Here is a 24,850-nt window from a genome sequence, read left to right as displayed (position 1 = left end):
TTCCTATTGTTAAGTTAATATAATTCTAATTTGACTTGTCTATCTCCAACAAGATTACGTAGATCATTTAGTAACTGATTGGTTAAGGTAATATACCATGTTTTCCCACAATGTAATTTTATTTGTATGCTATTTTTTTGATAAAAAAAATATATTGGTACAGTTCCAAATTTATTTTTTTTTAAAAAAATATGGATATTAGTTAACAATCGATCATCAACTTGTTTATCGTTTAATATAATAGATAAACTGCATACGTTTTTTTTATAAATATCATTTATATCTTTTAATCTTTGCGCGATTATTTTAAAATGACTGTGTATCTTGTCAAGACTGATTATTCCCGTAACAAATAAAAAATTGTTTTCTTTTAAACAATATTGATATTTATTAATTAGTTTTTCAAATATCACTATTTCTAATTGACCTGAATAATCTTCTATAATACAAAATACAATATGTTTACCTTGTTTGTTTAATTTTGTTCGCATTGATATAATTAAACCAAAAACATGTATAATTTTATTGGTTTTTTCTAGCAAAGCATCTTTTATTTTAATGGTATTAGGTATACAGTGTTTTATTATTTTTGTATATTGAACAGTAGGATGATCAGTTAAATATAACCCAAGAGCTTCTTTTTCTTTTCCCAATAACAATTGATTAGACCACTGTGGTATAGTTTGATTATATGCAGATACTATCTTAGCACTCGTATCCAAATGTGTTTCGAATATATCTGTTTGTCCGCTATATTTATTTTTAATATCTTGATTCACGCGTTTTAGTACATCATTAAGGGATGCTATTAGTTTTGAGCGATGTATTCCGAAAGAATCAAAGGCTCCAGAGAGAATTAATTTTTCAATTATACGATGATTTATTTTTGTATTATCGACACGAATACAGAAATCAAATAATCCTCTAAACTTACCATCTTGCTTACGAGATGTTATTATTGCCTCTATAGACGCTCTTCCCATTCCTTTTATAGCTCCGAATCCATAGATAATTTCTTTGTTTTCATTGACGCAAAAATAATATTGACTAGTATTGATATTTGGCGGAAGAACTGTGAGGGTCATATTTTTACATTCATTTATCAGATGCACTATTTTGTCTAAATTGTCCATATCGGAACTTAATGCTGCTGCCATAAATTCAGAAGGATGGTGTGTTTTTAACCATAATGTTTGATAAGATAGTAAAGCATATGCAGCAGAATGAGATTTATTAAATCCATAACCAGCAAATTTTTCTACAAGATCAAAAATTTTCATTGATAATGTAGTATCAACCCCATTTTTTATGGCACCTAAATTGAAAAAAGAACGTTGTTTAGCCATATCTTCTGGTTTTTTTTTACCAATAGCGCGTCTTAATATATCTGCTTGCCCTAACGTATAACCTGATAATACTTGTGCTATTTGCATTACTTGTTCTTGATATAGAATAATTCCGTAAGTTGATTCCAGTACTGGACGTAGAGATTCATGTTGCCATTTAGAATCAGGATAAGAAATAGTTTCATATCCGTGTTTTCTGTTAATAAAATTATCTACCATACCTGATTGTAATGGACCAGGTCGAAATAATGCAATTAATGCTATTAAATCTTCAAAACAATCTGGTTTTAATTGTTTAATTAATTCTTTTATACCGTGTGATTCTAACTGAAATATTGCAGTAGTTTCTGAGGATTGCAGCATATGAAAGCTTTTTTGATCATGTAATGATATTGAATATATATTAATAGCAGTAATACCATGTTTAAGATATGTATTATTAATCATTTTTAATGCACGATTAATAATAGTTAAAGTACGCAAACCAAGAAAATCAAATTTTATTAAACCAATACGTTCAATATCGTCTTTATCAAATTGAGTCATTGAGCGTATATTGTCGTTGTCATAATACAAAGGAGAAAAATCGGTGATTTTTGTTGGAGAGATCACTACTCCTCCTGCATGTTTGCTAACGTTTCTAACGATACCTTCTAATTGACGAGCCATATCTATTAGTGCCCTGACATCTTCGTTATACTTATAAAGTAATTTAAGTTGAGGTTCGATAGAGAAAGCTTTTTTGAGTGTTATTCCGGGTTCTAATGGAATTAATTTAGCAATACGATTAATAAATGTGTAAGGATGCCCCAATACGCGTCCTACATCGCGAACTACTGCTTTAGCTGCCATGGTCCCGAATGTAATAATTTGAGATACGGACTCTGATCCATAAGTGTTTGAAACATGGTCGATTACTGAGTCACGGCATTCCATACAAAAATCGATATCTAAATCAGGCATAGATATACGTTCTGGATTAAGAAAACGTTCGAATAGTAAATCAAATTTTAACGGATCAAGTTCTGTAATTTTTAAAGCATAGGCCACTAATGAACTAGCTCCAGATCCTCTTCCGGGCCCGACTGGAATGTCATTATTTTTGGCCCATTTAATAAATTCCATAACAATTAAAAAATAACTGGGGAAGTTCATATTATTAATTACTTGTAATTCATGTTTTAATCGTAAATCATATGGTTTTCGATTAATAAGACGTTCTGCAGATTTTGGAAATAAAAAAATCAAGCGTTCTTCCAATCCTTTTTCTGCATGCATGATAAGAAAGTCTTTGGCAGACATAGATCCAGTAGGAAATTGTGGTAAAAAAGATCTATCTAAATTAATCGTAAAATTACATCTGTAAGCAATTTCTACACTATTTGTTAAGGATTCTGGTATATCAGAAAATAATTCACACATCTCTTGTTCACTTTTCATAAATTGCTGTGTACTATACTTATGTAATTGTTTAGTTTTATCTAACATGGTACCGTCATGTATAGCTACGCGAATCTCATGTGCTAAAAAGTCTTTTTTATTAAGAAAACGTACATCGTTTGTGGCTACTATCGGCAATCCTTTGATCGTTGATAGTTCTATTGCTAATTGTAAGTAAGACTCTTCATGTTGACGGTCAGTTCGTATTAATTCTAAATAATATCTATTTGGAAAATACTTTGTGTAAAAATATATACATTGTTCTATTTTAGATTTTTTATTTCTTAGTAAATATTTACCAACATCTCCTTTATGTCCTCCAGATAGGATAATTAAACCGTTATTATGTTCTATGAACCAATGGCGCTTAATCATGGGAGTAATATTATTGCCTTTATTTTTATATGCTTTTGAAATGAGCATAATTAAATTGTAATAACCTTGTTTATTAATCACTAAACATGTTAGTTCGCTAGGTTCGTTACCGATGATGACATCTTGTATTAAAAAGTCAGCCCCAATAATTGGTTTAATTCCTGCTTTATAAGCGTAATCATAAAATTTGATGAATCCAAATAAATTATTAAAATCAGTAAGAGCTAGTGCAGGCATCTTAAGAACTGCTGCTCTTTTTATCAATTTATCTACTGTAGCTAACCCATCAATCATGGAGTAATCGCTGTGTACGTGCAAATGAATAAAACGTGGTTTTATCATGGCTCATAGAAAATAATTAATAATTATATATTTGATTTATCTAAATCAAAGTTATTTATTGACATAAAGAATCCTATGTTTTATAGGAGCAAAACTTTTTCGATGATGCGATATAGGACCATATAATTTTAATTGATTTAGGTGAAAAGCAGTAGGATATCCTTTGTTTTGAGCAAATCCATATTTTGGATATTGTATATCTAACATAACCATGTCTTGATCACGAGTAACTTTAGCTATAATAGAAGCTGCACTTATAATTGGGATTCTAGAATCGCCTTTTTTAAAACACTGACAAGGCGTTTCTACAAACCTTGGAGCATGATTTCCATCTATTAGAATCAAATCTGGTTTAATAGATAAATTTTGTACTGCTCGTTTCATTGCTAATAATCGAGCTTGTAAAATGTTTAAGCGATCAATTTCTGCGACGTCAGCATATCCAATACCCCAATCTAACGAATTTTGCATAATATTTTTATATAAATTAAGTCGCTTATTGTTACTTAATTTTTTAGAATCAGCTAATCCAGAAACTGGTTGTGTTGGGTGTAATATCACTGCTGCAGCTATTACTGATCCAACTAATGATCCACATCCTGCTTCATCTACACCTGCAATTAATTTTGATTTTTTTGACAAACAGTATTTTTGATGTTTCATAAATTTTTTATACCTATGTGTTCAATAACATTGTTGTCACTTAATTAATTTCAAAACAGCATGAGCCGCTTGTTCATCTGCGTTATATTTAATACTGTAATGTAATTGTTTAAATTTTTTTTGTAATATCATACGTTGGTTGTCATTATAATTTAATAAATTAATTAATGTTTGTGCTAAATTTTTAGGAAGACAGTCGTTTTGAATAAATTCTTTTACTAATTCATGACCTGCTAATAAATTAGGTAATGATATCCAGGGGGTGTGTATTAAATATTTAGCTAATATAAATGTTAGAGGATGCATTCGATAGGCAACAACCATTGGACATTTGACTAGCATGCATTCTAAAGTTGCTGTTCCAGCAGTTACCAAAGAAATATCTGCTGCCATCATTATTTCCCATGTTGTTTTATTATTTAATATACGATATTTAACTGATGTTGATGCGAGTTTAACAAATTGTTTGATAGATGCTTGATTAGCTAATGGTACTAAAATTTCAAGGCTAGGAAAATGATTTTTTAACAATTCAGCGCATGCTAAAAAATCATGAGTTAACATTTTAATTTCTCTGATTCTGCTGCCTGGCAATAATGCTAGACAATATATATCGCGTGGAATACCTAACTTTTGACGGGCAGAAATTTTATCTGGATTAAGTGGTATTTGATCTGCTAATGAATGTCCAATGAATTGACATGGTATATTAAAATGATCGTATATTTTTTTTTCAAATGGAAAAATAGTTAAAATATTATCGGTAGCTTTTTTAAGTGAAAAAATACGGTTTTTTCTCCATGCCCATACTGATGGACTAACATAGTGAATTGTATGAATTCCCTGTTTTTTTAAACGAGTTTCTAATGCAATATTAAAATCTGGAGAATCAATACCAATAAAAACATCAGGTTGTAAGTTAATAAATCTACGAATTAAATTTCTACGAATATGTAATAATCGTGGTAGTTTCATAATAATTTCAGCGAAGCCCATAACTGATAATTCTTCTATATTATACCAAGATTTCATATGTGCAGATTGCATATAAGGACCACCAATTCCAAAAAAACACACTTTTTTGAGGTATTTTCTTAATGCTCGAATTAATCCTGCTCCTAATATATCCCCAGAAACTTCTCCTGCCACTATACCTATAATAATAGTGCGATTGCCTATAGACATTATTAACGAATAATTCCTCTCTGAGAATGTGTCAAAAAATCTACAAATTTATTGATGATGGGGTGTTCAATGGCTAATAGCTTTAGAGCTATGTTGGCTGATTCAATAGTTTTATTGCTGCGATATAGGATTTTATAAGCCTCTCTAATAGCGTGCACAGAAGAACGACTGAAACCTCGTCGTTTTAAACCTTCAATATTTAATCCAAAAGGCGTCGCGTGATTGCCTTGAGCTATTATGAATGGGGGAATATCTTGAACTACGCCAGAACATCCACCAATCATAACATGAGTTCCAATAAGGCAGAATTGATGGATTGCGGTCATCCCTCCGATAATAGCATGATCATCTACTTTTACATGACCACCTAAAGTAACATTATTGGCCATGACACAATGATCTCCTATTATACAATCGTGAGCAATGTGTACATTGATCATTAATAAATTGTCATTGCCTATTTTAGTAACTTGTTTTCCTTGTATAGTACCACGGTGAATAGTAACGTTTTCCCTAATTTTGTTATAATGACCAATTTCTATGCGAGTGGGTTCTTTTACATATTTTAAATCTTGATTTATTTCTCCAAGAGAAGCAAATTGATAGATTTGATTGTTTTCTCCAATTTGAGTAATTCCATTAATTACAATATGAGATTTTAGTATAGTTCGTGCTCCTATTTCAACTTGCGCTCCAATAAAACAAAATGGCCCAATATATACATTATCGTGGATGATAGCTCCTTTTTCTATTATAGAACTAGGATGTATAATGGCGGATTGGTTAATCATCAGTTTAAATTTCCTTTCTACGAGCGCACATCATTGATGCTTCACAAGCCATTTCTTTGTTTACTGTGGCAATTCCTTTAAATCTCGCAATACCACGTCTTTCTTTAATAAACTCGACATCAAGTATCATTTGATCACCAGGTTGTACTGGGCGTTTAAATCGAGCTGAATCGATAGCAGCAAAATAATATAATTCTCCTGGAGCTAACTTACCTGTACTTTTGAAGGCTAATATACCTGTAGCTTGAGCCATGGCTTCTAAAATTAATACTCCAGGGAAAATAGGTTTTCCTGGGAAATGACCTTGAAAAAATGGTTCATTAAAAGAAACATTTTTTACTGCTCTTAAAAATTTTCCTTTTTCAAAATTTAGTACACGATCAACTAGTAAAAATGGAAATCGATGTGGTAAAAGTTCTAAAACTTCTTCAATATGCAAAATGCAAGTATCAGTGATCAAGATTTTTTATTCCTGTTTAAGATAAAAAGTCGCATTCATAACGTTTATCCTGTTAATCCTAACAGGATAAAGAATAAACTGCCCTAATTATCTTAAAAAAATTATAGACACAGTAATTTTTTTAGTTTTTGTTCTATGGTTTTCATACGTTTATTTATACTACTAATTCGCATGATTAACGCGGCAGTTTTCCACCATATTGTATTTGGCTGAACAGGAATACCTGATGAATAAATACCGGGTTGTGTTATTGGCTTCATTACCATACCCATTCCAGTTATTGTAACTTTGTCGCAAATATTAATATGACCATTAATTACACTAGCTCCGCCTATCATGCAGTATCGTCCTATAGTTAAACTTCCTGCCATGATAACACCGCCTGCTATCGCTGTATGCGCACCAATTACAACGTTATGTGCAATCTGACACTGGTTATCAATAATCACTCCGTTTTCAATTGTAGTATCATCTAATGTTCCGCGATCAATGGTAGTGCAAGCGCCTATTTCTACATTATTTCCAATTTTTACTTTTCCTAGATGAGGAATTTTAATCCAGACACCGTGGTCATTAATATATCCAAATCCGTCAGAACCAATTATTGTTCCAGATTGTATCGAACAGCATTCACCAATTTCTACTTCGTGGTATATAGTAACATTAGCCCACAACCGCGTGCCTGTTCCTATTTTCGTTTTTTTTCCTATGAAACTACCAGGACCAATTATTACATCATCACCTAAAATTACTTCGGGTTCTATAACTGTATTAGCACCAATTCCTATTCTTTTCCCTAGTATCGCATCCGGGGCGATAATTGCTCCGGTTGCGATACTTTTAGTTGGTTCAGGAGCATTATTCATTAATTGTGCAATTTTGACATACGCAAGATAAGGATCTTTTACTACTAATGCCGCAATTTTACAGAAAACTAAATTATTTTTAGATAATATTACTGCTGAAGCACGACAAGAACTTAATTGATTTAAAAATCTTTGATCTTTTAAAAAAGTTATATGCCCTATTTGTGCATTATTTATAGAAGCAACACCAGTAATAATTATATTTTTATCGCCATATAATTTAGCACCTAACTGTAGCGCTAAGTCAGATAGTCGCATTTCAATCATAATTTACCCAACTTGTTTCATGACGGAATTAGTGATATCTGCAATATGAGCGTTACAATACACTATAGCATTAGTATCTATTACTATGTCATAATTCTCTTTTTTAGCTACAGTAGATACTACATTGTGAATTACATTAAGAATTTTATCTCTTTCTTCTGTTTGACGCGAATGATTTTCTTGTTGAAATTCTTTAGCTTTATTAGAAAAAATTTCACGTTGATTTATTAATGATTTTTCTAATTCGTTACGTTCAATTGCTTTCATAGTAGCTCCATCTTGTTGTAATGCTTGTATTTTTATTTGTAAATCATGCTCCATCTTTTCTAATTCGGTAGCACGATCTTTAAATTCATATTCAAGTTGTTTAATTATTTTTGCGCGTTGTGAAGATTGTTGGAAGATATTGGAAATATTAACTATCGCGATTTTATTTGCAGCGCCCACTGGATTAATTTGTATGATCCAAATAATTGTACTTAAAATATATGTCCACTTTTTCACTGTAAACCTCTTAGTTTAATAAAATACGAAAATTTATTATTTTGATTATAATATTTATTGTGCTTGTATAATATTTTAATTTACCATGTTTTTCCGATACTAAATTGAAACGGTTCTTCTATATCTCCAAAGTATTTTTTTATTAATTTTGAATAAGAAAAAATTATCGGCCCAACTGGAGACATCCATTTTAATGCCATACCACCAGACATACGAATATTACTTGGAATACTATAATCTACAATACCAGCTCTTTGTGTTGCTTCTGTATTTTTCCAAAAAGTATCCCACACAGTACCTGTGTCTAAGAAAAGAGAAACACGTGCTATATCAGAGTATTGTACATCAAAAAATGTAATAGGAATAATTAACTCAGCTTTAAAAAGAGTCGTCGCATTTCCACCAACAGAATCTTGAGAGTTTTGTATTGAACAAGTAGCATAGTTTTTTTCAGAGTAGCTACTATGATAATAGGCAGCTTTTGGACCTATACTATTTAATCTAAATCCGCGTATTGTTCCAATACCTCCAGCGTAAAAATTATCATAAAAGGGACTTTCTTTTCTATGTATACTTCCCGCATAACCAGCATGTATGGAACTCATTAATATCCAATTACAATTTTGATCTAAAGGTATATATTTCTTGCTATTAATTATAATTTTATAATATTGATTGTCAGAACCAGGTAATGCTAATGTACTGGATACATTAGCATGCATACCATTCGTAGGAAAATAGGCGTGATTAGTGTTGTTAAAAGTCCATCCTGAGGCTAATAAAAAATCATTTGTGTTAAAATTGATAGTATTATTAAAAATTTTATTATTAGTTGGAGTTGTTGGATTAATTTTTGTAGATGTTAGATAACGACATATTGCTACTTGAGGGGCTATTTTGCTTAGATGATTAGATGCATAATTTAATCCTATATTAAATGTATTGTATTTAATAATTGGATATAAATAATTAATGTTAATTCCACAATTTTTTAAATGATAATCTGATAATCCTGTATTATTAGTATTTAAATTGTTATGAAATATTTTCCCGCCTATGCTAATATTATTAATGTTACAGTAAGGTTTTAAAGCTGATATTTCGGAGTAAGTTTGATAATGATTTTTGGTACTGACAATAGATATAGTATTTCCTGAGCCTAATATATTCTCTTGATACATTCCAAACTGTAAATTCATACCGCTCTCTGTTCCAAATCCGACACTTAAATTTAGATTACCAGTATTGTGTTCTTCAATTTTATAAATAATATCAATTTGATTTAACGTATTTGGAACATACTCTATATGAGTATTTACAGTTTTAAAATAACCAAGGCGTTTAAGCCGGTTTTGATCTTGAATTATACGAGTATAATCTAATTGCATTTGTTCTGTTTGATGTATTTCTCTTCGAATTACTTCGTCTTTAGTAATATTATTACCTTCACAGCGTATTTCACGTATATAAAAATGATGTCCTACATCAACATATACACATAATTTTATTTTTTTCTTACTGTCATCGATTTTAGGCTCTATTGATATGATAGGTTGAATATAACCATGTTTGCTTAGCAAATATCGTATTTTATATTCAATTTCTTGAATTTGATTACTATTATATAATTCTCCAGAAGAAATTTTCATATATTCCTTAATATTATGGAAATAATCTAATATATTTCCATATAGTTCTAAAGAATCAAATGAATATTGTATGCCTTCAGTAATATATAAAGATAGACAAATATTTTTTTTATCTGGTGTAAAATCGATTTGTGTTTCATCAATATGGAATTTAGCATAACCATGGTTTACATAAAAATTATACAGTGCATCTAAATCATGAAATAATTTTTGTTTTTGATATCTTTGACAAGATAATATATTCCACCATTTAATTTTTCTGTATAACTTAAATTGTGATAGCAGTTGTTTTGTACCGAAAACATGATTACCAAAAATATTGATTTGTTGCACTTTAGCGGTTTTACCTTCGGTAAACATTATTTGTAAATTAACCCGGTTTCTTGATAGAGGCATAACTACAGTTTTGATTGTAGCCGTAAATTTACCGAAATTATGGTATAAGTTTTCCAATTCTTTTTTTACTTCAAAAATATAAAACTCGTTAAATGGTTGCCCTGGTTGTATTTTTTTTTCATTTAATACATTTTTTATTACGTCTTCTTTAATTATTTTATTTCCATAAAAATTAATGTTATCAATAATTGGACGTTCTTTTACCTGAATTATAATCACTCCTTTTTCATCGTTAGATATGTTAATTTCTTCAAAATTTCCTGTAGAAAACAGCGTTTTGATACTATTTGCAATATCTTCATCATTAATAATGGCTCCAATTTTTAAGGGTAAGTTAAACAATACTGTATTTGCAGAAATTCTTTTTAGTCCGTCAAAATGAATTTTGTTTACGATACAATCAGCGTTGTATGCAATGTCACTAATCACTAATAATAATACTATAAATATTATTTTCATCACATTATTATTATTTTAATCTTTTTAATTCAATTGTATTTGTATTATCATAATCTGGATAGATCGTTAAAACATGCTAAGCACATTATTAATATGAGCATAATAGATCCGATGATATAACTAAAATTTTGTATTTTTTTTGATATTGTTTTTCCTTTTATTTTTTCTATTATAAAAAAGAACAGGTGCCCGCCATCTAGCGTTGGAAAAGGTAGTAAATTGACAATTCCTAAATTGATACTGATTAATGATAAAAACATGAGATAATAGATCAGTCCAGATTGAGCTGATTCTCTTGCTCCTTTTGCTATTGCTATCGGTCCTCCAAGGTGGGTGATTCTAATATCTCCAGTAATCAATTTGAATAATGTGTTAGTTGTTAAGCATATTAATGTCCAAGTTTTTTTGAAGGCTTGCAGTATAGCTGTATATAAGCTATACTGATGGATTGTATAATATTCTGTTGGAATGTCACTAATAATCTTTGGTACAACACCTATAATATCTTCTACTTTATCAGAGTGAGTCATATTTTTTTTATTTGGTGTTACATTTAAATTTATTATTTCATTCTCCCGTTCCACAGAAATTTTAAAACTTTTTTCTGGATTATTTTTAATAGCTGTGATAACTGATTTCCAGTGATGCATTAATTGATTGTCAATCGATATAATTTTATCCCCAATTTTTAAACCAGCTTGTTCTGCGGAAGAATTAGGTTTAATTCCGGATAGGATTGGGACAGTGTTTGTATTAAAAGGAAGAATACCTAATGTTATTATGGGATCTTTGGTGTTATCAAGATTGTTAAACCAGTTACGAGATAAATTAATGGCATAGGTTTTAATACACGTATCATTTATTGGTGTTGTAGAGATAATAAGTTTTTCTTTACCTATGCTATTGAAAATTTCTAAGCGGACTGAATCCCAATCATGTGTTTGAATATTGTTAATTGATGTAATTTCTACACCAGACTGTATGCCCGATTGAGCAATAATGGAATTGGGTATGATAGAATGTATTATTGGCTTATATACAGGCATTCCTATTATAAAAATTATTACATATAATAAAATAGAGAAAATGAAATTAAAAATAGGTCCTGAGGCTACGATAATACTTTTTTTCCAAATGTGTTGGCAATTAAAAGCATTATTATTTCCTTTATTGCAATAAATTGATTTTTCTTGCGTATTATACAATTTTACATAGCCGCCAAAAAGAACGGCGGAAATTGCGTATTCAGTATCATTTGAATCACGTCGGCTCCATAAAATAGGACCAAATCCTATAGAAAATCTCTCTACTTTTACTTTTAAAATCCGTGCCGCTATAAAATGCCCACATTCATGGATTGTAATAAGTATTCCTAATGCAAAGATTAATGCAACTAAGTTCCAAAAAAAATGTAATAACATGATTTTTATACATTCTTTATTTTTAATTATTATTAAAATTGACTTAATAGTATCAGACAAGTAAAAATTGGGATTGCAGCAACTAAGCTATCTATACGATCTAATATTCCTCCGTGTCCAGGGATTAGATTGCCACTATCTTTAACACCAGATTCTCGTTTAAACATACTTTCAGTTAAATCTCCTATTATAGAGGCTATAATTGCGATTGTAGAACAAATAAATATGATAGATGGATTTATAATATTTATTGGTATATATTGTATGCATAACCATGCCATACTTATTGAGATTAGCATACCTCCGATACAGCCTTCCCATGTTTTTTTAGGAGATATGGTTTTTAATAATTTATGTTTCCCTAATGTTTTTCCAATGACATATGCACTTGAGTCATTAATCCAGACCAATGTTATAATATATAGTAAACACCATTTCCCAATAATGTTATTGTTAATATTATGAAATTGATGTAATGTTAATACCCCCCAAAAAAATGGTAAAATTGTTAGTATTCCGAAAAAAAACTGCAACATATTAGATTTTCTCCAGAAAATAGCAGAACCAGGATAAGATAATATTAATATAAATGCTAATATCCACCACATTATAATAATACTACTAAAAATATACCAAAAAATACGCCAGTTACTAAAATATAAATAATTTTGAAACGTCATAATCATTGTTATAGCACATAATAATCCAAAGATAATACATATCCATGTGCGGTGTATATATATCGTGAAATGCATTATTTTGCCCCATTCCCATGCACTAATTAAACAAATAATAGATACAATAATTGATAACTGTATAATAGATAATAAAAATACGGCAGAAACAGTAATAGGAATCAAGGTAAACATACTAATTAAACGATTTCTTAACACATATTTTCCTTATTTTATGTTTTGTTTAAATTAAATAGGTACACTGTTCCCAAATCGTCGCTCTCGTTTCATAAAAGTATTTAGCGCTCTTTTAAATGTAAAATCATTAAAATCAGGCCACAATACATCCGTAAAAAATAATTCAGCGTACGCTATTTGCCAAAGTAAAAAATTACTGATACGATGTTCCCCTCCAGTCCGGATCACTAAATCTACCGGAGCTAGTTCATGCATACACACATATCTGCATAAAGTATCTTCGTCAATTTGGTTAGGATTTAATATTCCTTTTTGCACTTGTGTAGCAAGTTGTTTTACTCCTTGAATAATATCCCATCGTCCTCCATAATTTGCAGCGATGTTAAGTTTTAGCCCACTGTTTTTAGAGGTTAGTTTTTCAGAACGGCGTATATTTTTTTGTAATTCAATAGTAAATCGATTTGTATCTCCGATGATTTGTAGTTTAATATTATTCTTATGTAAGGCATCGATTTCGTTATTTAGTGCCTGATCGAACAATTCCATTAAGGAATCAATTTCTTTATCAGGTCGTTTCCAATTTTCGCTACTAAATGCATATAGAGTTAATGCATCAAATCTATAATTAACAGCAAAATGAACAGCGCGTCGCACTGCGCTAAATCCAGCTTGATGCCCAAGGATACGTAATTTCCCTCGCGTTCTTGCCCATCGGCCATTACCATCCATGATAATGGCAACATGGCGTGGTAACAAATCGGATGAAAAAGTGCTAAGGTCTTGGTTATGTTGAAATAATGTCACACTTATTTATTTTTCCAAACTAGATACTTATACGTTAATTAAAAAATATTACTTATGAAAGTAAATACCAATAATTATAGATGAATTAAATTTCTGCACAATTTTAATATTATTAAAAGTGTATTAATATGAAAATCTTTTTAAGATAACATCGGTTATCATACAATACATATTGACATTGCTTTTTCACGAGCTTTTTGATCAATATATAAAACATCTTCTATATCATCAGGATCATCTAAATTTATTTCATCAAGTACATGACGAATAATATCAGGAATTGCAGTGAAAGAAATCATTCTGTTTAAAAATGCTTCTACGGCAACTTCATTTGCTGCGTTTAAAATAATAGTTGCTGCTTGACTACAATTATCAGCGTCTATTGCTAATTGCAAGCAAGGGTACTTTTGACTATCTAATTGATCAAAACTTAATTTATTAAGACAATCTATGTTTATATTAGATAAGGTTTTTAATTTAATTCTATTAGGATAAGCCATTGCATACGTAATAGGAATTGTCATGTCTGGAGGAGCTAAATGTGCTAAGACATTACCATCTTTATAATATACCATAGCATGGACAATAGATTGAGGATGCAATAAAATTTCTATTTCATGAGGCGCAGCATTAAACAAACGGCGCGCTTCTATATATTCTAATCCTTTATTCATCATGGTAGCGGAATCTACTGATATCTTACGTCCCATAGACCAATTAGGATGAATACAGGCTTGTTCTGGTGTTATTGTAGCTAATTTTTCTTGTGGTATTTTAAAAAAAATTCCTCCAGATGCAGTTAGTACTATACGAGAGATACCATACTCAGATAAGGATAAATGTCCTAAATTTTTTTGGCATATCACTGGTAAATTTTGAAAAATAGCATTATGTTCACTATCTATAGGTAGTATACACGAATGATGTCTTTTAGATGCTTGCATAAATAATTTGCCACAAGTAACTAAAATTTCTTTATTTGCTAATAATATTTTTTTACCAGCACGTAATGCAGAAAAAGTAGGTTTTAACCCGGCAATTCCAACTATAGCCGACATAACCATATCGACATCATCGATCGCTGTTAATTCACAAGCGTTTATTGATCCAGATAGTACTTCAATATCATGTTTTCCAGCTGTAATTAAATTTTTTTTTAATTTTTTTGCGGCATCTTCACATATCATACAGACAAATTTAGGGTGCGTCATTATACACTGTTCTGTCATTACGGAAACATTATTTTTAGCTATTAATGCGTATACAAAAAACTTATCAGTGTGTTGTTGTATTACGGAAAGAGTGGCCCTTCCAATAGATCCAGTACTACCTAGAATTATTAAAGATTGCATATGTATAAGCCAATAGTATTCGTAAAATATATAATTAAAAAATTTATGCTTGTTGTTCATATATACAGGGATATATATAACTTAGAATCTAATATTTAAAATTTCATTAATTCTGATTCTTTTTCTATTGAGATAGCATCAATTTCTTTAATCCAAATATTGGTTAATTTTTGAATTTTATTTTGAAAATCATGCTCCTCATCTTCATTAATTTCTTTGTTTTTAATCAAAAGTTTGATTTTATCATTAGCAATACGACGTACATTTCTTATGGATATTTTACTTTTTTCTGCTTCAGTTCGTACCATTTTTATTAAAGCGTGGCGGCGCTCTTCAGTTAATGAAGGTAATGTAACGTGAACAATATTACCATAAGAAATAGGAATTAATCCTAAATTAGACATAAAAATGGCTTTTTCTATTGATTTAATTATTTTCTGATCGAAAACAGTAATAGCTAATGTACGTGAATTTTTTGCTATAGTATTTGCTAATTGAAATAATGGAGTTTGTGTGCCATAGTAATCTATTCGGATATTATTTAACATATTTGGAGAAATACGACCTATATGAATGTTATTTATATTTACCTTAAAGTTTTTGATACATTTTTTCATATCTGTTTCTGAATTCTTTTGAATGTTATTAATTGTATTCATCACATCATATATCTCTGGTTTATATTTTTGTGTTAAAAAAGTTAATTGATGTAAATTGTGTATTTAATTTTAATACATTTTTTATATTACTTGGTTATCAAAGTTCCTTCTTTATATCCCATTATTATTCTTTTTAATGCTCCAAGTTTATTGATATTAAATATACGTATTGGTAAGTTATGTTCTCGTGCTAATGTAAATGCGGTTAAATCCATAACTTTCAGTTCACGCTCTAACACATCTCGATAACTTAATTGTTCATATAGTGTAGCATCAGGATGTTGGATTGGATCAGTGGAAAATACTCCATCTACTTTAGTGGCTTTAAGTACTACATCTGCTTTAACTTCAATACCGCGTAAACAAGCTGCAGAATCAGTAGTGAACAAAGGATTACCGGTCCCAGCAGCAAAAATTACTACCCAATTATTAGATAGTAAATTAATAGCTTTTACCCAATTATAATGATCACATACTCCACTTAGTGGAATAGCTGACATTAAGTGAGAATGAACGTAAGCATGATGTAATGCGCTCCTCATAGCTAATCCATTCATTATAGTTGCTAACATTCCAATATGGTCTCCAACTATTCGATTCATACCAGCCTGAGCTAATCCAGTGCCACGAAATAAATTACCCCCTCCCATAACTATACCAATTTGAACACCTATGTTAACTAGTTCTTTAACTTCTATAACCATTCGATTTAATACAGTGGTATCTATTCCAAAACCTTCGGCGCCTTGTAGAGCTTCTCCACTCATTTTAAGCATGATACGCCGATAAATTGGCCTTGTGTGAGTTACCATTAATTATATTCCTCACAAAAATGGTATAAATAGAAGCAGTCCCTAATTTAATTAAGTTATTGAAGTAAAATATGTATATCAATAATTATTCTGATTAATTAATGTAATTAATACAATTTCTATTATCAAAATATTGAATGTATTTGCTTAAAAAAATTGATGATAATCTGCTGTATTTAAGTAATTAAATGTTTTATATTGGTAATTATTAAATATTAATTTTACATATTTTCACCTAATTCAAAACGAACAAAATTATTGATTCTGATGTGATACTCAGTTAATAATTGTTCTATTGTTGTGTTAATATCCATTATGAAGTTTTGTTTTATTAACACAATGTCATTTATAAATTTATTCATGCGTCCTGCAGTTATTTTTTCTGCAATTTTATATGATTTTCCAGATTTTACGGCAATATCCATTTGAATATGGTATTCACGAATCATTGTATCTTTCGGGATATCATCTACATTAATGTATTTGGGGTTTTTAGCTGCAATATGCATAGCAATATGTTTAACTAAATCTGCGGTCACATTGCCACTAACATTTACTATTACACCAATTTTAGAGCCATGTACATAAGATCCTAAAAAACTACCTGTTAATGCAATAAGCCTACGAATATTTATATTTTCTCTAACTTTTGAAATTATACTGGAACGTTGTGCTTCAAATCTAGTTTTTAATACGTCAATACTATTAATTTTTTCATTTAATGCTGTCATTCTAACAATTTTAGCGAATTCTTGAAAAGTACTATCTTTGGCTACAAAATCAGTTTCACAATTTATTTCTATCATAATACCATATTGTCTGTTGGGCGTAGTTTCTACTGCGATTAAGCCTGATAATGTTGCGCGCCCAGATTTTTTAGAAGCAGTTTTTAGGCCAGATTTTCTCATGTTGTCTATGGCCAATTCAATATTTCCATCGGCTTTAATTAAAGCCTCCTTGCATTCCAAAACACCAATGCTAGTACGTTTGCGTAATTCTTTAATTAAATCACTATTAATGTTAATTAATTTTTTTTCCATAGTAACACCGTTATATTAGAGTATATATGATTCTACATGTTTTATTATCAACATAATTTGCGTGCAGTTATCTATTATCAATCATTGAGCACGATCTATACGTATTACGTTAGATATTATATCTAAATATAGATTAATCGCACGTATGGCATCATCGTTACCTGGAATAATGAAATCTATTTCATCTGGATTAGAATTTGTATCAACGATTGCAAAGACTGGAATGCCTAAACTATTCGCTTCTTTTATAGCAATATGTTCATGTGTTGCACCGACAGCAAAAATGGCATCTGGCAGTCCACCCATGTTTTTAATACCTCCCAGACTATTTTCTAAATTAATAAGCTCACGATTTAATATTAATGCTTCTTTTTTAGTTAATTTTTTAAAAGTACCATCTTGAGATTGAGTTTCTAAGTCTTTTAAACGTTTTATAGATTGGCGTACTGTTTTCCAATTAGTTAACATCCCTCCTAACCAACGATGATTGACAAAAAATTGATTACAAGCAAGTGCTGTTTTTTTTATGGCTTCACTGGCTGCGCGTTTGGTACCTACAAATAAAATTTTTCCCTTTAATGAAGTAATTCTATTTAATTCAACTAAAGCTTGTTTAAACATTAATATAGTTGTTTCTAAATTAATAATATGTATTTTATTGCGAACACCAAAAATAAAAGGTTTCATTTTAGGATTCCAATAACGAGTTTGATGACCGAAATGAACACCGGCTTGAAGCATGTCACGTATAGAAAGTTTTTCCATTATTATACACCTCGGTTGACTGTTAAATATATTACTTATAATATCGATAATTGTTGGTATTTAACTATAGATAGATTGTATTGTACATGTTATAATAAATCCAATAAGTTAATAGCGAAGAATATTTTTACAATAAAATAAAACAGGGAAATAGTTAATAGATATTTTGAATATAAAACATGTTTATTTATTATTGGTAGTAATAAATAAGGGGTTTAATTTGATGTAGTTTATTTTTATTCAGCAAATTGTTTCAAATATATCATACAGTTGAAATGTTGAGGTTTTTTGTATTTATTAATATTAAATCTGCAATCATATATTATGACGATTATTATTAAAACACCTGAAGATATAGAAAAAATGCGAATTGCTGGAAAGTTAGCCGCAGAAGTATTAGAAATGATTGAGCCTTATATTCAACCTGGAATTAGTACTGGAAAATTAGATACAATTTGTCATCATTATATTACTAAAATACAACATGCTGTTTCTGCTCCTCTTGGTTACCATGGGTTTCCTAGATCTATTTGTACATCAATTAATGATGTAGTATGTCATGGCATCCCAAACGATTTACATAAATTAAAAGAAGGCGATATTATAAATGTTGATATTACGGTAATTAAAGATGGATTATACGCTGATACTTCTAAAATGTTTATCGTTGGTCAATCAACTAAGTTGGGACATGACTTATGTCAAGTTACTCAAAAAAGTCTTTATCTAGCAATTAATATGATTAAACCAGGGATACGTTTGAAAAGTATAGGTCAATCTATTCAAAGATTTGTGGAGAAACAAAATTTTTCAATAGTAAGGGAATATTGCGGGCATGGAATTGGAAAATTTTTCCATGAGGCTCCTCATGTATTACATTATGATGCTGACGATGAAGGCGTTATATTCCAATCTGGAATGACGTTAACAATAGAACCTATGGTAAACGCGGGTAGTCGTCATATTTATATTGAAAATGATGGATGGACAGTAAAAACAAGAGATCATAATTTGTCTGCACAATATGAACATACTATTGTTATAACTGAAAATGGCTGTGAAGTCCTAACGTTACGTTCTGATGAATTTTTCCCGTTTACTATTAATCATAGTGATCAATAGTATATATTTTGTGTTTAAAATCTTTAAATAAATATATTACACATTATAATGAATAGATTGATTGGAATAGGTGTAATATTACAGATATATACAGATGTTTATATGTATATGTTGTTTAATAAATTTATTAATAACGTATGTGATCTAATATATATATAAATGATAATGTGACAAGTTTATAAATTAGAATTATGGATGTGTTTATTAAATACGGATAGATTTTTGATGTAGAATATAATTAATATTACAGATGTGTCGAGTATCAATTTTTGTATATCTATACAAACAGAAAAAATTATTAAAAAATAAGATTTTACACAGATTATATGTCACGGATTTAAAATATATGAATCAGTTACAGAAAATAATAGAAAGTGTTTTTGATAAAAAAGAATATCTTTTAAAAAGTAATATTGACTATACTGTCAGAGATGCTATTTGTGAAATTATAGATGGATTAGATAGTGGTAAATTGCGTATATCAGAAAAAATTAATAATAAGTGGATTACTTATCAATGGTTAAAAAAGGCAATTCTTCTGTCATTTTATGTTTTAGACAACAAATTGATAACTTGGGGTGATGGCCGTTTTTTTGATAAGTTTTCTATGAAATTTTCTGGATGGTCTGCTATATGTTTTCAAAATAAAAAATTGCGGGTAGTTCCGCCAGCTACTGTTCGTTATGGAGCTTATATTGCTGATAATACAGTAATTATGCCGTCCTATATTAATATTGGCGCTTATATTGATACAGGAACCATGATTGATACTTGGGCTACAATTGGATCTTGCGCGCAGATTGGGAAATACGTGCATTTATCTGGAGGTGTTGGTATTGGAGGAGTTTTAGAGCCAATTCAAACTAATCCAACTATTATTGAGGATAATTGTTTTATTGGGTCTCGATCTGAAATTGTCGAAGGTGTGATTGTTGAAAAAGGAGCTGTAATTTCTATGGGAGTATTTATAGGACAAAGTACTAAAATATATGATCGAGCTAGTGGGAATATATATTATGGGCGTGTTCCATCTGGTTCAGTTGTAATTCCTGGAAGCCTGCCTTCTAAAGATGGTCGTGTTAATACTTATTGTGCAGTAATAGTAAAAACAGTTGATGCTAAAACTAAAGATAAAGTTAAGATCAATGAGTTATTGCGCGATACATATTAATGCAATAATTTTTTTATTTAAGATTTTATGTTATGGATGGTTTTATATTTTATATTTAGATTAAATTTTAGTTTTATTTTGTTTTGTTTATATATAAGTTGATTGATAATTAATTTTATAAATGGTTTTTAAAAATATAGTTATTTTGTGTTCTGAAGCAGCATTATCTGCTTATTTTATCAATATGTTATTTTTTGTATATTATTTACCTAAATAATATAACAATGTGGTTTTTTAATCATGTTAAACAGCTTTGGTTGTGTTTAAGTATGATGAAATTATAGATTATGTATAACTTAAATGTTTTAGAATTGCCTTTGTATGGAATTAATTTAATTGAATCTTCAGCAGGAACTGGTAAAACATATACACTGATAATAATTTATCTTAGGTTATTATTATGTTTGGGAAGTAAATCAGATTTTTTACGTCCTTTAACAATAAAAGAAATCTTAGTAGTTACTTTTACTCAATCTGCAGCACAAGAATTACGTTATCGAATAAGAGAAAATATTCGCCAATTTCGATTAGATTGCATACGTGGATATAGTAGTAATTTTTTATTTTCTAAATTATTATCAAAAATATCTAATATGAGTTTAGCTATACATCAATTATCTGAAGCAGAAAAAAAAATTGATCAAGCATCTATATTCACTATTCATGGTTTTTGTCAAAATATTCTAAATTATAATACAATTGAATTAAACATGTTGTTTAACACGAATATTATTGATAATGAAATAACATTATATCAGCAGGCGTGTACTGATTTTTGGAGACAGAATTTTTATGTGCTTCCGTTAAATATAGTGAGTTTAATTAAAGAATATTGGATTGATCCAAATGCTCTTTTAAATGATATTTTTCCTTACATCTATGGATCTAGACTTAATTTTCATGATTATAATGAGTATGAAGAAAAAAAAAGTATTGTGACTTATTATGAACAGATTCTAATTTGCATTAACAGCATTAAAAAGAAATGGTGTGAAAATGAAAATAGTATAATTGTTGTAATTAATGCTTATAATGTTAATCGTAGAGCATATAACAAAAAAAATTTAATGCGTTGGATAAATATCATTCATCAATGGGTTGTACAACCAACAATTAATCACACTATACCTAATGAGCTAAAATATTTTAGGGAGACAGAGTTAAAAATAAATAATGATCATAGATTCAAGTATATGTATTCTTTATTCCATACTATAGAAAAATTATATAAGCAGTTGTCATTGTTTAAAGCACTAATATTTAATATCGCAATCAATAAAGTGAGTAATAGTCTCAATGAGACCCAACATTTAAGATCAGAAATTACTTTTAACGATCTTATTAATGTTTTAGTTACTAGTTTAATTAAAGATAAAGAAAATAAATTGGCATATACAATACGTACACGTTATCCAGTAGCAATTATTGATGAATTTCAAGATACAGATCAGCAGCAATTTAAAATTTTTAATATATTATATAATAATTATTCAGAAAACGGTCTTATTTTAATAGGAGATCCTAAGCAATCAATTTATGCTTTTCGTGGGGCAGATATATTTGCATATATGGACATACGTCGAACAATATACAATAAATATAATCTTAATATTAATTGGCGTTCGTCATCAGGTATAGTTAATGCTATCAATCAATTATTTCAATTTGTACCCAATCCATTCATTTTTAAAGATATTCCTTTCATTCCCTCGGTAGCGGCTAGTAGAAATAATATGTATCGATTTGTGATAAATAATCAACTGCAGACAGCTATGTGTTTTTGGGTACATCCCGATAATCTAATTACAATAGATGATTATAAACAAGCCATGGCAAGGGAATGTGGCACTGTTTTATGTAATTTATTACACGAAATACATAATGAAACGGCTTGGTTAGAAGACGGAAAACATAAAAGAAAATTAAAAATATCAGATATAGCCGTATTGGTACGAAATCACGAAGAAGCATCTCTTATTCGTGCTGCTTTATCGACAGTAAACATATCAACAGTATTTTTATCTACTCATAAAAATATTTTTGAAACTATAGAATCTTATGAATTATCATTATTGTTAAAAGCAATCTTATTTCCAAAGCGGCATATAATTTGTACTGCTTTAACAACTATTTTTTTTGGATTAAATGCAGCCGAAATTGAAAAAATTAATAATGATGAATCTAAATGGGAGCAAATACTTGAAGAATTTTTTGAATATTATTCAATTTGGAAAAAAAAAGGCGTGTATTTGATGATACAGAAAATAATTTTTTGCTATAAAGTACCAGAAAAGTTATTATCTACACAAAGAGGTGAAATTAGTTTAGTAAATATTTTACATTTAGGTGAGTTATTGCAAAATGTTTCAATACAACTACAAGATGAGTACTCTCTTATAGAGTGGTTAACGTTAAAAATAACACAACCAAAAAATAAGATAATATCTGACCAAATTTTACGATTAGGTAACGATAATCAATCAATAAAAATTAGTACAATACACAAATCTAAGGGACTAGAATTTCCGTTAATATTTTTACCGTTTGCAGCGGACTTTAATTATAAAAAAAATTATTTTTTCCATGATAGGAAGTCATATGAAGCCTATTTAGATTTTAACATATCAGAATCAAATTTAATATTGGCAGACGAAGAACGTTTAGCAGAAGATTTAAGATTATTATATGTAGCAATGACTCGCAGTATTTATCATTGCTCTATAGGTATTGGTTCGATAGTACGTAGATATAAAAAGAAATCTAGTATCAATGATTTACATCATAGTGCTTTGGGATATTTAATTCAAAAAAAAAAATCTGGTAATATAGAAACATTAAAGAAAAATTTAAAAAAGTTAAGCGTTTGTGCAAGTGGCGACATTTCTTTCCGTGTTATTCCAAAATTTCAAAAATTGGGTTCTTATGCGCCATCCATCGTGTCTAATCAATTTTTATCTGCAAAAGAATGGAAGGTATCTACAAATTGTGTTCCATGGAGTATAACAAGTTTTAGTGCGCTAAAAAATACTAGCTTTGAAACATGTTTAGATTTTCAGAAACAATTAAATATTAGCGAAGATATTCAATTTCAAGGAAATAATATTTTATTAACTCCGCATACTTTTCCTAAAGGAAAAGTGTATGGAAGTTTTTTCCATAGTATTTTTGAAGTTTTAAATTTTAGAAAATTTGTAGATATGAAATGGTTGCGCATACATATGGAAAAATATAACATTGACCCTATTTGGAGATATGTCATTCGAGAGTGGATATATATAATACTCAATACCCCGCTTAATAACGAAAATTTAACTCTTTCACAGATAATTGATGAAAATAAGAAAACTGAGTTAAAATTTTATTTACCTATCAATACATATTTAATGCCACAAGAATTAGATCATTTATGTAAATGCTATGATCCCTTATCACGAAAATCTGAATCGCTTGATTTTTTGGGGCTAACAGGAATGTTGCAAGGTTTTATTGATTTAATTTTTTATTGGAATCATCGGTATTATTTGTTGGATTATAAAACTAATTGGTTAGGTGCACATGATAACTCTTACATTTGTTCTAAAATAGAACAAGAAATGGTTAAACATCATTATGAATTGCAATACCAACTTTATACTTTAGCGTTGCATCGATTCTTACGTAATAAACTTGTATCTTATGATTATGAAAAAGACTTTGGGGGGGTGTATTATTTATTCATACGAGGAATGGATGGAACACCATTTAGTAATGGTATTTATTTTTCCCGTCCACTATCGATATTTATTAGTAAATTAGATAATTTATTTTCTAGAGCATAATTAAGATAGGGTTAAATAAGTAATACTTGATTTGTTTCATAAAAAATTATAAAAGTATATTTTTATATAAATAAATTAAATGTGATATGAAATTTTATAAAAAAAGCATATTTTTTATTTTAAGAGTAGAAATCATGATGTATGCGAAATCTAATTATGTAAGAATAAGTTACCGATTATAAAGGTATATAGATTACTGATATGAGATTAAAAAATTAATAATTGTTCGTTTTTAATTAAAAACGCATAATTTTTGATAATTGATGTGACA

The 24,850-nt window shown here is 29.3% G+C and carries 19 protein-coding genes; 3 read left to right on the top strand and 16 right to left on the bottom strand.

What is annotated here, in order from left to right; translation table 11 throughout:
* Positions 1-14: 14 nt before the first annotated feature.
* The 16 genes from dnaE to rpsB form a co-directional block, all read right to left on the bottom strand.
* Complete coding sequence (gene dnaE / locus M9400_RS02235; protein WP_250232235.1) at positions 15-3,503, bottom strand: DNA polymerase III subunit alpha; 3,489 nt, start codon at positions 3,501-3,503, stop codon at positions 15-17.
* 51 nt (positions 3,504-3,554) lie between these two features.
* Entirely contained in the window at positions 3,555-4,166 is a 612-nt protein-coding gene (gene rnhB, locus M9400_RS02230; RefSeq protein WP_250232234.1) for a ribonuclease HII, read from the bottom strand.
* Positions 4,167-4,202: 36 nt separating this feature from the next.
* Complete coding sequence (gene lpxB, locus M9400_RS02225) at positions 4,203-5,345, bottom strand: lipid-A-disaccharide synthase (protein ID WP_250232704.1); 1,143 nt, start codon at positions 5,343-5,345, stop codon at positions 4,203-4,205.
* A gap of 8 nt (positions 5,346-5,353) precedes the next feature.
* Positions 5,354-6,142 carry an acyl-ACP--UDP-N-acetylglucosamine O-acyltransferase gene (gene lpxA, locus M9400_RS02220; RefSeq protein ID WP_250232233.1) on the bottom strand — a complete coding sequence of 263 codons (789 nt, stop codon included), beginning with the start codon at positions 6,140-6,142 and terminating at the stop codon, positions 5,354-5,356.
* Between the two features lie 4 nt (positions 6,143-6,146).
* Complete coding sequence (gene fabZ / locus M9400_RS02215; RefSeq protein WP_420022268.1) at positions 6,147-6,602, bottom strand: 3-hydroxyacyl-ACP dehydratase FabZ; 456 nt, start codon at positions 6,600-6,602, stop codon at positions 6,147-6,149.
* Between the two features lie 101 nt (positions 6,603-6,703).
* On the bottom strand, positions 6,704-7,735 hold the full coding sequence (lpxD, locus tag M9400_RS02210) for a UDP-3-O-(3-hydroxymyristoyl)glucosamine N-acyltransferase (protein ID WP_250232232.1): 1,032 nt from the start codon (positions 7,733-7,735) through the stop codon (positions 6,704-6,706).
* Between the two features lie 3 nt (positions 7,736-7,738).
* The gene (locus tag M9400_RS02205) at positions 7,739-8,239 is read right to left on the bottom strand and encodes an OmpH family outer membrane protein (RefSeq protein WP_250232231.1); all 501 of its coding nucleotides are present in this window, start codon (positions 8,237-8,239) and stop codon (positions 7,739-7,741) included.
* 80 nt (positions 8,240-8,319) lie between these two features.
* Positions 8,320-10,743, bottom strand: coding sequence for an outer membrane protein assembly factor BamA (gene bamA / locus M9400_RS02200; protein WP_250232230.1), 2,424 nt, complete (start codon positions 10,741-10,743; stop codon positions 8,320-8,322).
* Between the two features lie 47 nt (positions 10,744-10,790).
* A complete protein-coding gene (gene rseP, locus M9400_RS02195) occupies positions 10,791-12,164 on the bottom strand; it encodes a sigma E protease regulator RseP (RefSeq protein WP_250232229.1) in 1,374 nt (457 codons plus the stop codon).
* 32 nt (positions 12,165-12,196) lie between these two features.
* Positions 12,197-13,057 (bottom strand): phosphatidate cytidylyltransferase, encoded by an 861-nt coding sequence (locus M9400_RS02190; RefSeq protein ID WP_250232228.1) that lies wholly within the window; start codon positions 13,055-13,057, stop codon positions 12,197-12,199.
* Positions 13,058-13,087: 30 nt separating this feature from the next.
* Positions 13,088-13,765, bottom strand: a complete 678-nt coding sequence (gene uppS, locus M9400_RS02185) for a polyprenyl diphosphate synthase (protein WP_250232702.1) — start codon at positions 13,763-13,765, stop codon at positions 13,088-13,090.
* 233 nt (positions 13,766-13,998) lie between these two features.
* Positions 13,999-15,192: a 1-deoxy-D-xylulose-5-phosphate reductoisomerase gene (gene ispC / locus M9400_RS02180; RefSeq protein WP_250232227.1), complete on the bottom strand. Its 1,194-nt coding sequence runs from the start codon at positions 15,190-15,192 to the stop codon at positions 13,999-14,001.
* A gap of 95 nt (positions 15,193-15,287) precedes the next feature.
* A complete protein-coding gene (frr, locus tag M9400_RS02175; protein ID WP_250232226.1) occupies positions 15,288-15,854 on the bottom strand; it encodes a ribosome recycling factor in 567 nt (188 codons plus the stop codon).
* Between the two features lie 83 nt (positions 15,855-15,937).
* Positions 15,938-16,663: a UMP kinase gene (gene pyrH, locus M9400_RS02170; protein ID WP_250232225.1), complete on the bottom strand. Its 726-nt coding sequence runs from the start codon at positions 16,661-16,663 to the stop codon at positions 15,938-15,940.
* A 221-nt stretch (positions 16,664-16,884) separates the two neighbouring features.
* Positions 16,885-17,703, bottom strand: coding sequence for a translation elongation factor Ts (gene tsf / locus M9400_RS02165; RefSeq protein ID WP_250232224.1), 819 nt, complete (start codon positions 17,701-17,703; stop codon positions 16,885-16,887).
* 81 nt (positions 17,704-17,784) lie between these two features.
* Positions 17,785-18,468 carry a 30S ribosomal protein S2 gene (gene rpsB / locus M9400_RS02160; RefSeq protein WP_250232223.1) on the bottom strand — a complete coding sequence of 228 codons (684 nt, stop codon included), beginning with the start codon at positions 18,466-18,468 and terminating at the stop codon, positions 17,785-17,787.
* Positions 18,469-18,792: 324 nt separating this feature from the next.
* Here rpsB and map point away from each other — a divergent pair, with 324 nt between their 5' ends.
* The 3 genes from map (at position 18,793) to recB (ending at position 24,579) form a co-directional block, all read left to right on the top strand.
* Positions 18,793-19,590 carry a type I methionyl aminopeptidase gene (gene map, locus M9400_RS02155; protein ID WP_250232222.1) on the top strand — a complete coding sequence of 266 codons (798 nt, stop codon included), beginning with the start codon at positions 18,793-18,795 and terminating at the stop codon, positions 19,588-19,590.
* 346 nt (positions 19,591-19,936) lie between these two features.
* Complete coding sequence (dapD, locus tag M9400_RS02150; RefSeq protein ID WP_250232221.1) at positions 19,937-20,761, top strand: 2,3,4,5-tetrahydropyridine-2,6-dicarboxylate N-succinyltransferase; 825 nt, start codon at positions 19,937-19,939, stop codon at positions 20,759-20,761.
* A gap of 287 nt (positions 20,762-21,048) precedes the next feature.
* Complete coding sequence (gene recB, locus M9400_RS02145; RefSeq protein ID WP_250232220.1) at positions 21,049-24,579, top strand: exodeoxyribonuclease V subunit beta; 3,531 nt, start codon at positions 21,049-21,051, stop codon at positions 24,577-24,579.
* Positions 24,580-24,850: the final 271 nt, after the last annotated feature.

The sequence above is a fragment of the Blochmannia endosymbiont of Camponotus sp. genome, from assembly GCF_023586085.1.
Lineage (GTDB): Bacteria > Pseudomonadota > Gammaproteobacteria > Enterobacterales > Enterobacteriaceae > Blochmanniella.
The sequence above is the reverse complement of the archived record's forward strand: the minus strand, read 5'-3'. Positions and strand labels throughout refer to the sequence as shown.

Bases quoted from the DNA above. Each gene is read 5' to 3' on its own strand.
- dnaE (WP_250232235.1), bottom strand. From the start codon at position 3,503: ATGATAAAACCACGTTTTATTCATTTGCACGTACACAGCGATTACTCC.
- rnhB (WP_250232234.1), bottom strand. From the start codon at position 4,166: ATGAAACATCAAAAATACTGTTTGTCAAAAAAATCAAAATTAATTGCA.
- lpxA (WP_250232233.1), bottom strand. From the start codon at position 6,142: ATGATTAACCAATCCGCCATTATACATCCTAGTTCTATAATAGAAAAA.
- lpxD (WP_250232232.1), bottom strand. From the start codon at position 7,735: ATGATTGAAATGCGACTATCTGACTTAGCGCTACAGTTAGGTGCTAAA.
- bamA (WP_250232230.1), bottom strand. From the start codon at position 10,743: ATGAAAATAATATTTATAGTATTATTATTAGTGATTAGTGACATTGCA.
- rseP (WP_250232229.1), bottom strand. From the start codon at position 12,164: ATGTTATTACATTTTTTTTGGAACTTAGTTGCATTAATCTTTGCATTA.
- uppS (WP_250232702.1), bottom strand. From the start codon at position 13,765: ATGGATGGTAATGGCCGATGGGCAAGAACGCGAGGGAAATTACGTATC.
- ispC (WP_250232227.1), bottom strand. From the start codon at position 15,192: ATGCAATCTTTAATAATTCTAGGTAGTACTGGATCTATTGGAAGGGCC.
- pyrH (WP_250232225.1), bottom strand. From the start codon at position 16,663: ATGGTAACTCACACAAGGCCAATTTATCGGCGTATCATGCTTAAAATG.
- tsf (WP_250232224.1), bottom strand. From the start codon at position 17,703: ATGGAAAAAAAATTAATTAACATTAATAGTGATTTAATTAAAGAATTA.
- rpsB (WP_250232223.1), bottom strand. From the start codon at position 18,468: ATGGAAAAACTTTCTATACGTGACATGCTTCAAGCCGGTGTTCATTTC.
- map (WP_250232222.1), top strand. From the start codon at position 18,793: ATGACGATTATTATTAAAACACCTGAAGATATAGAAAAAATGCGAATT.
- dapD (WP_250232221.1), top strand. From the start codon at position 19,937: ATGAATCAGTTACAGAAAATAATAGAAAGTGTTTTTGATAAAAAAGAA.
- recB (WP_250232220.1), top strand. From the start codon at position 21,049: ATGTATAACTTAAATGTTTTAGAATTGCCTTTGTATGGAATTAATTTA.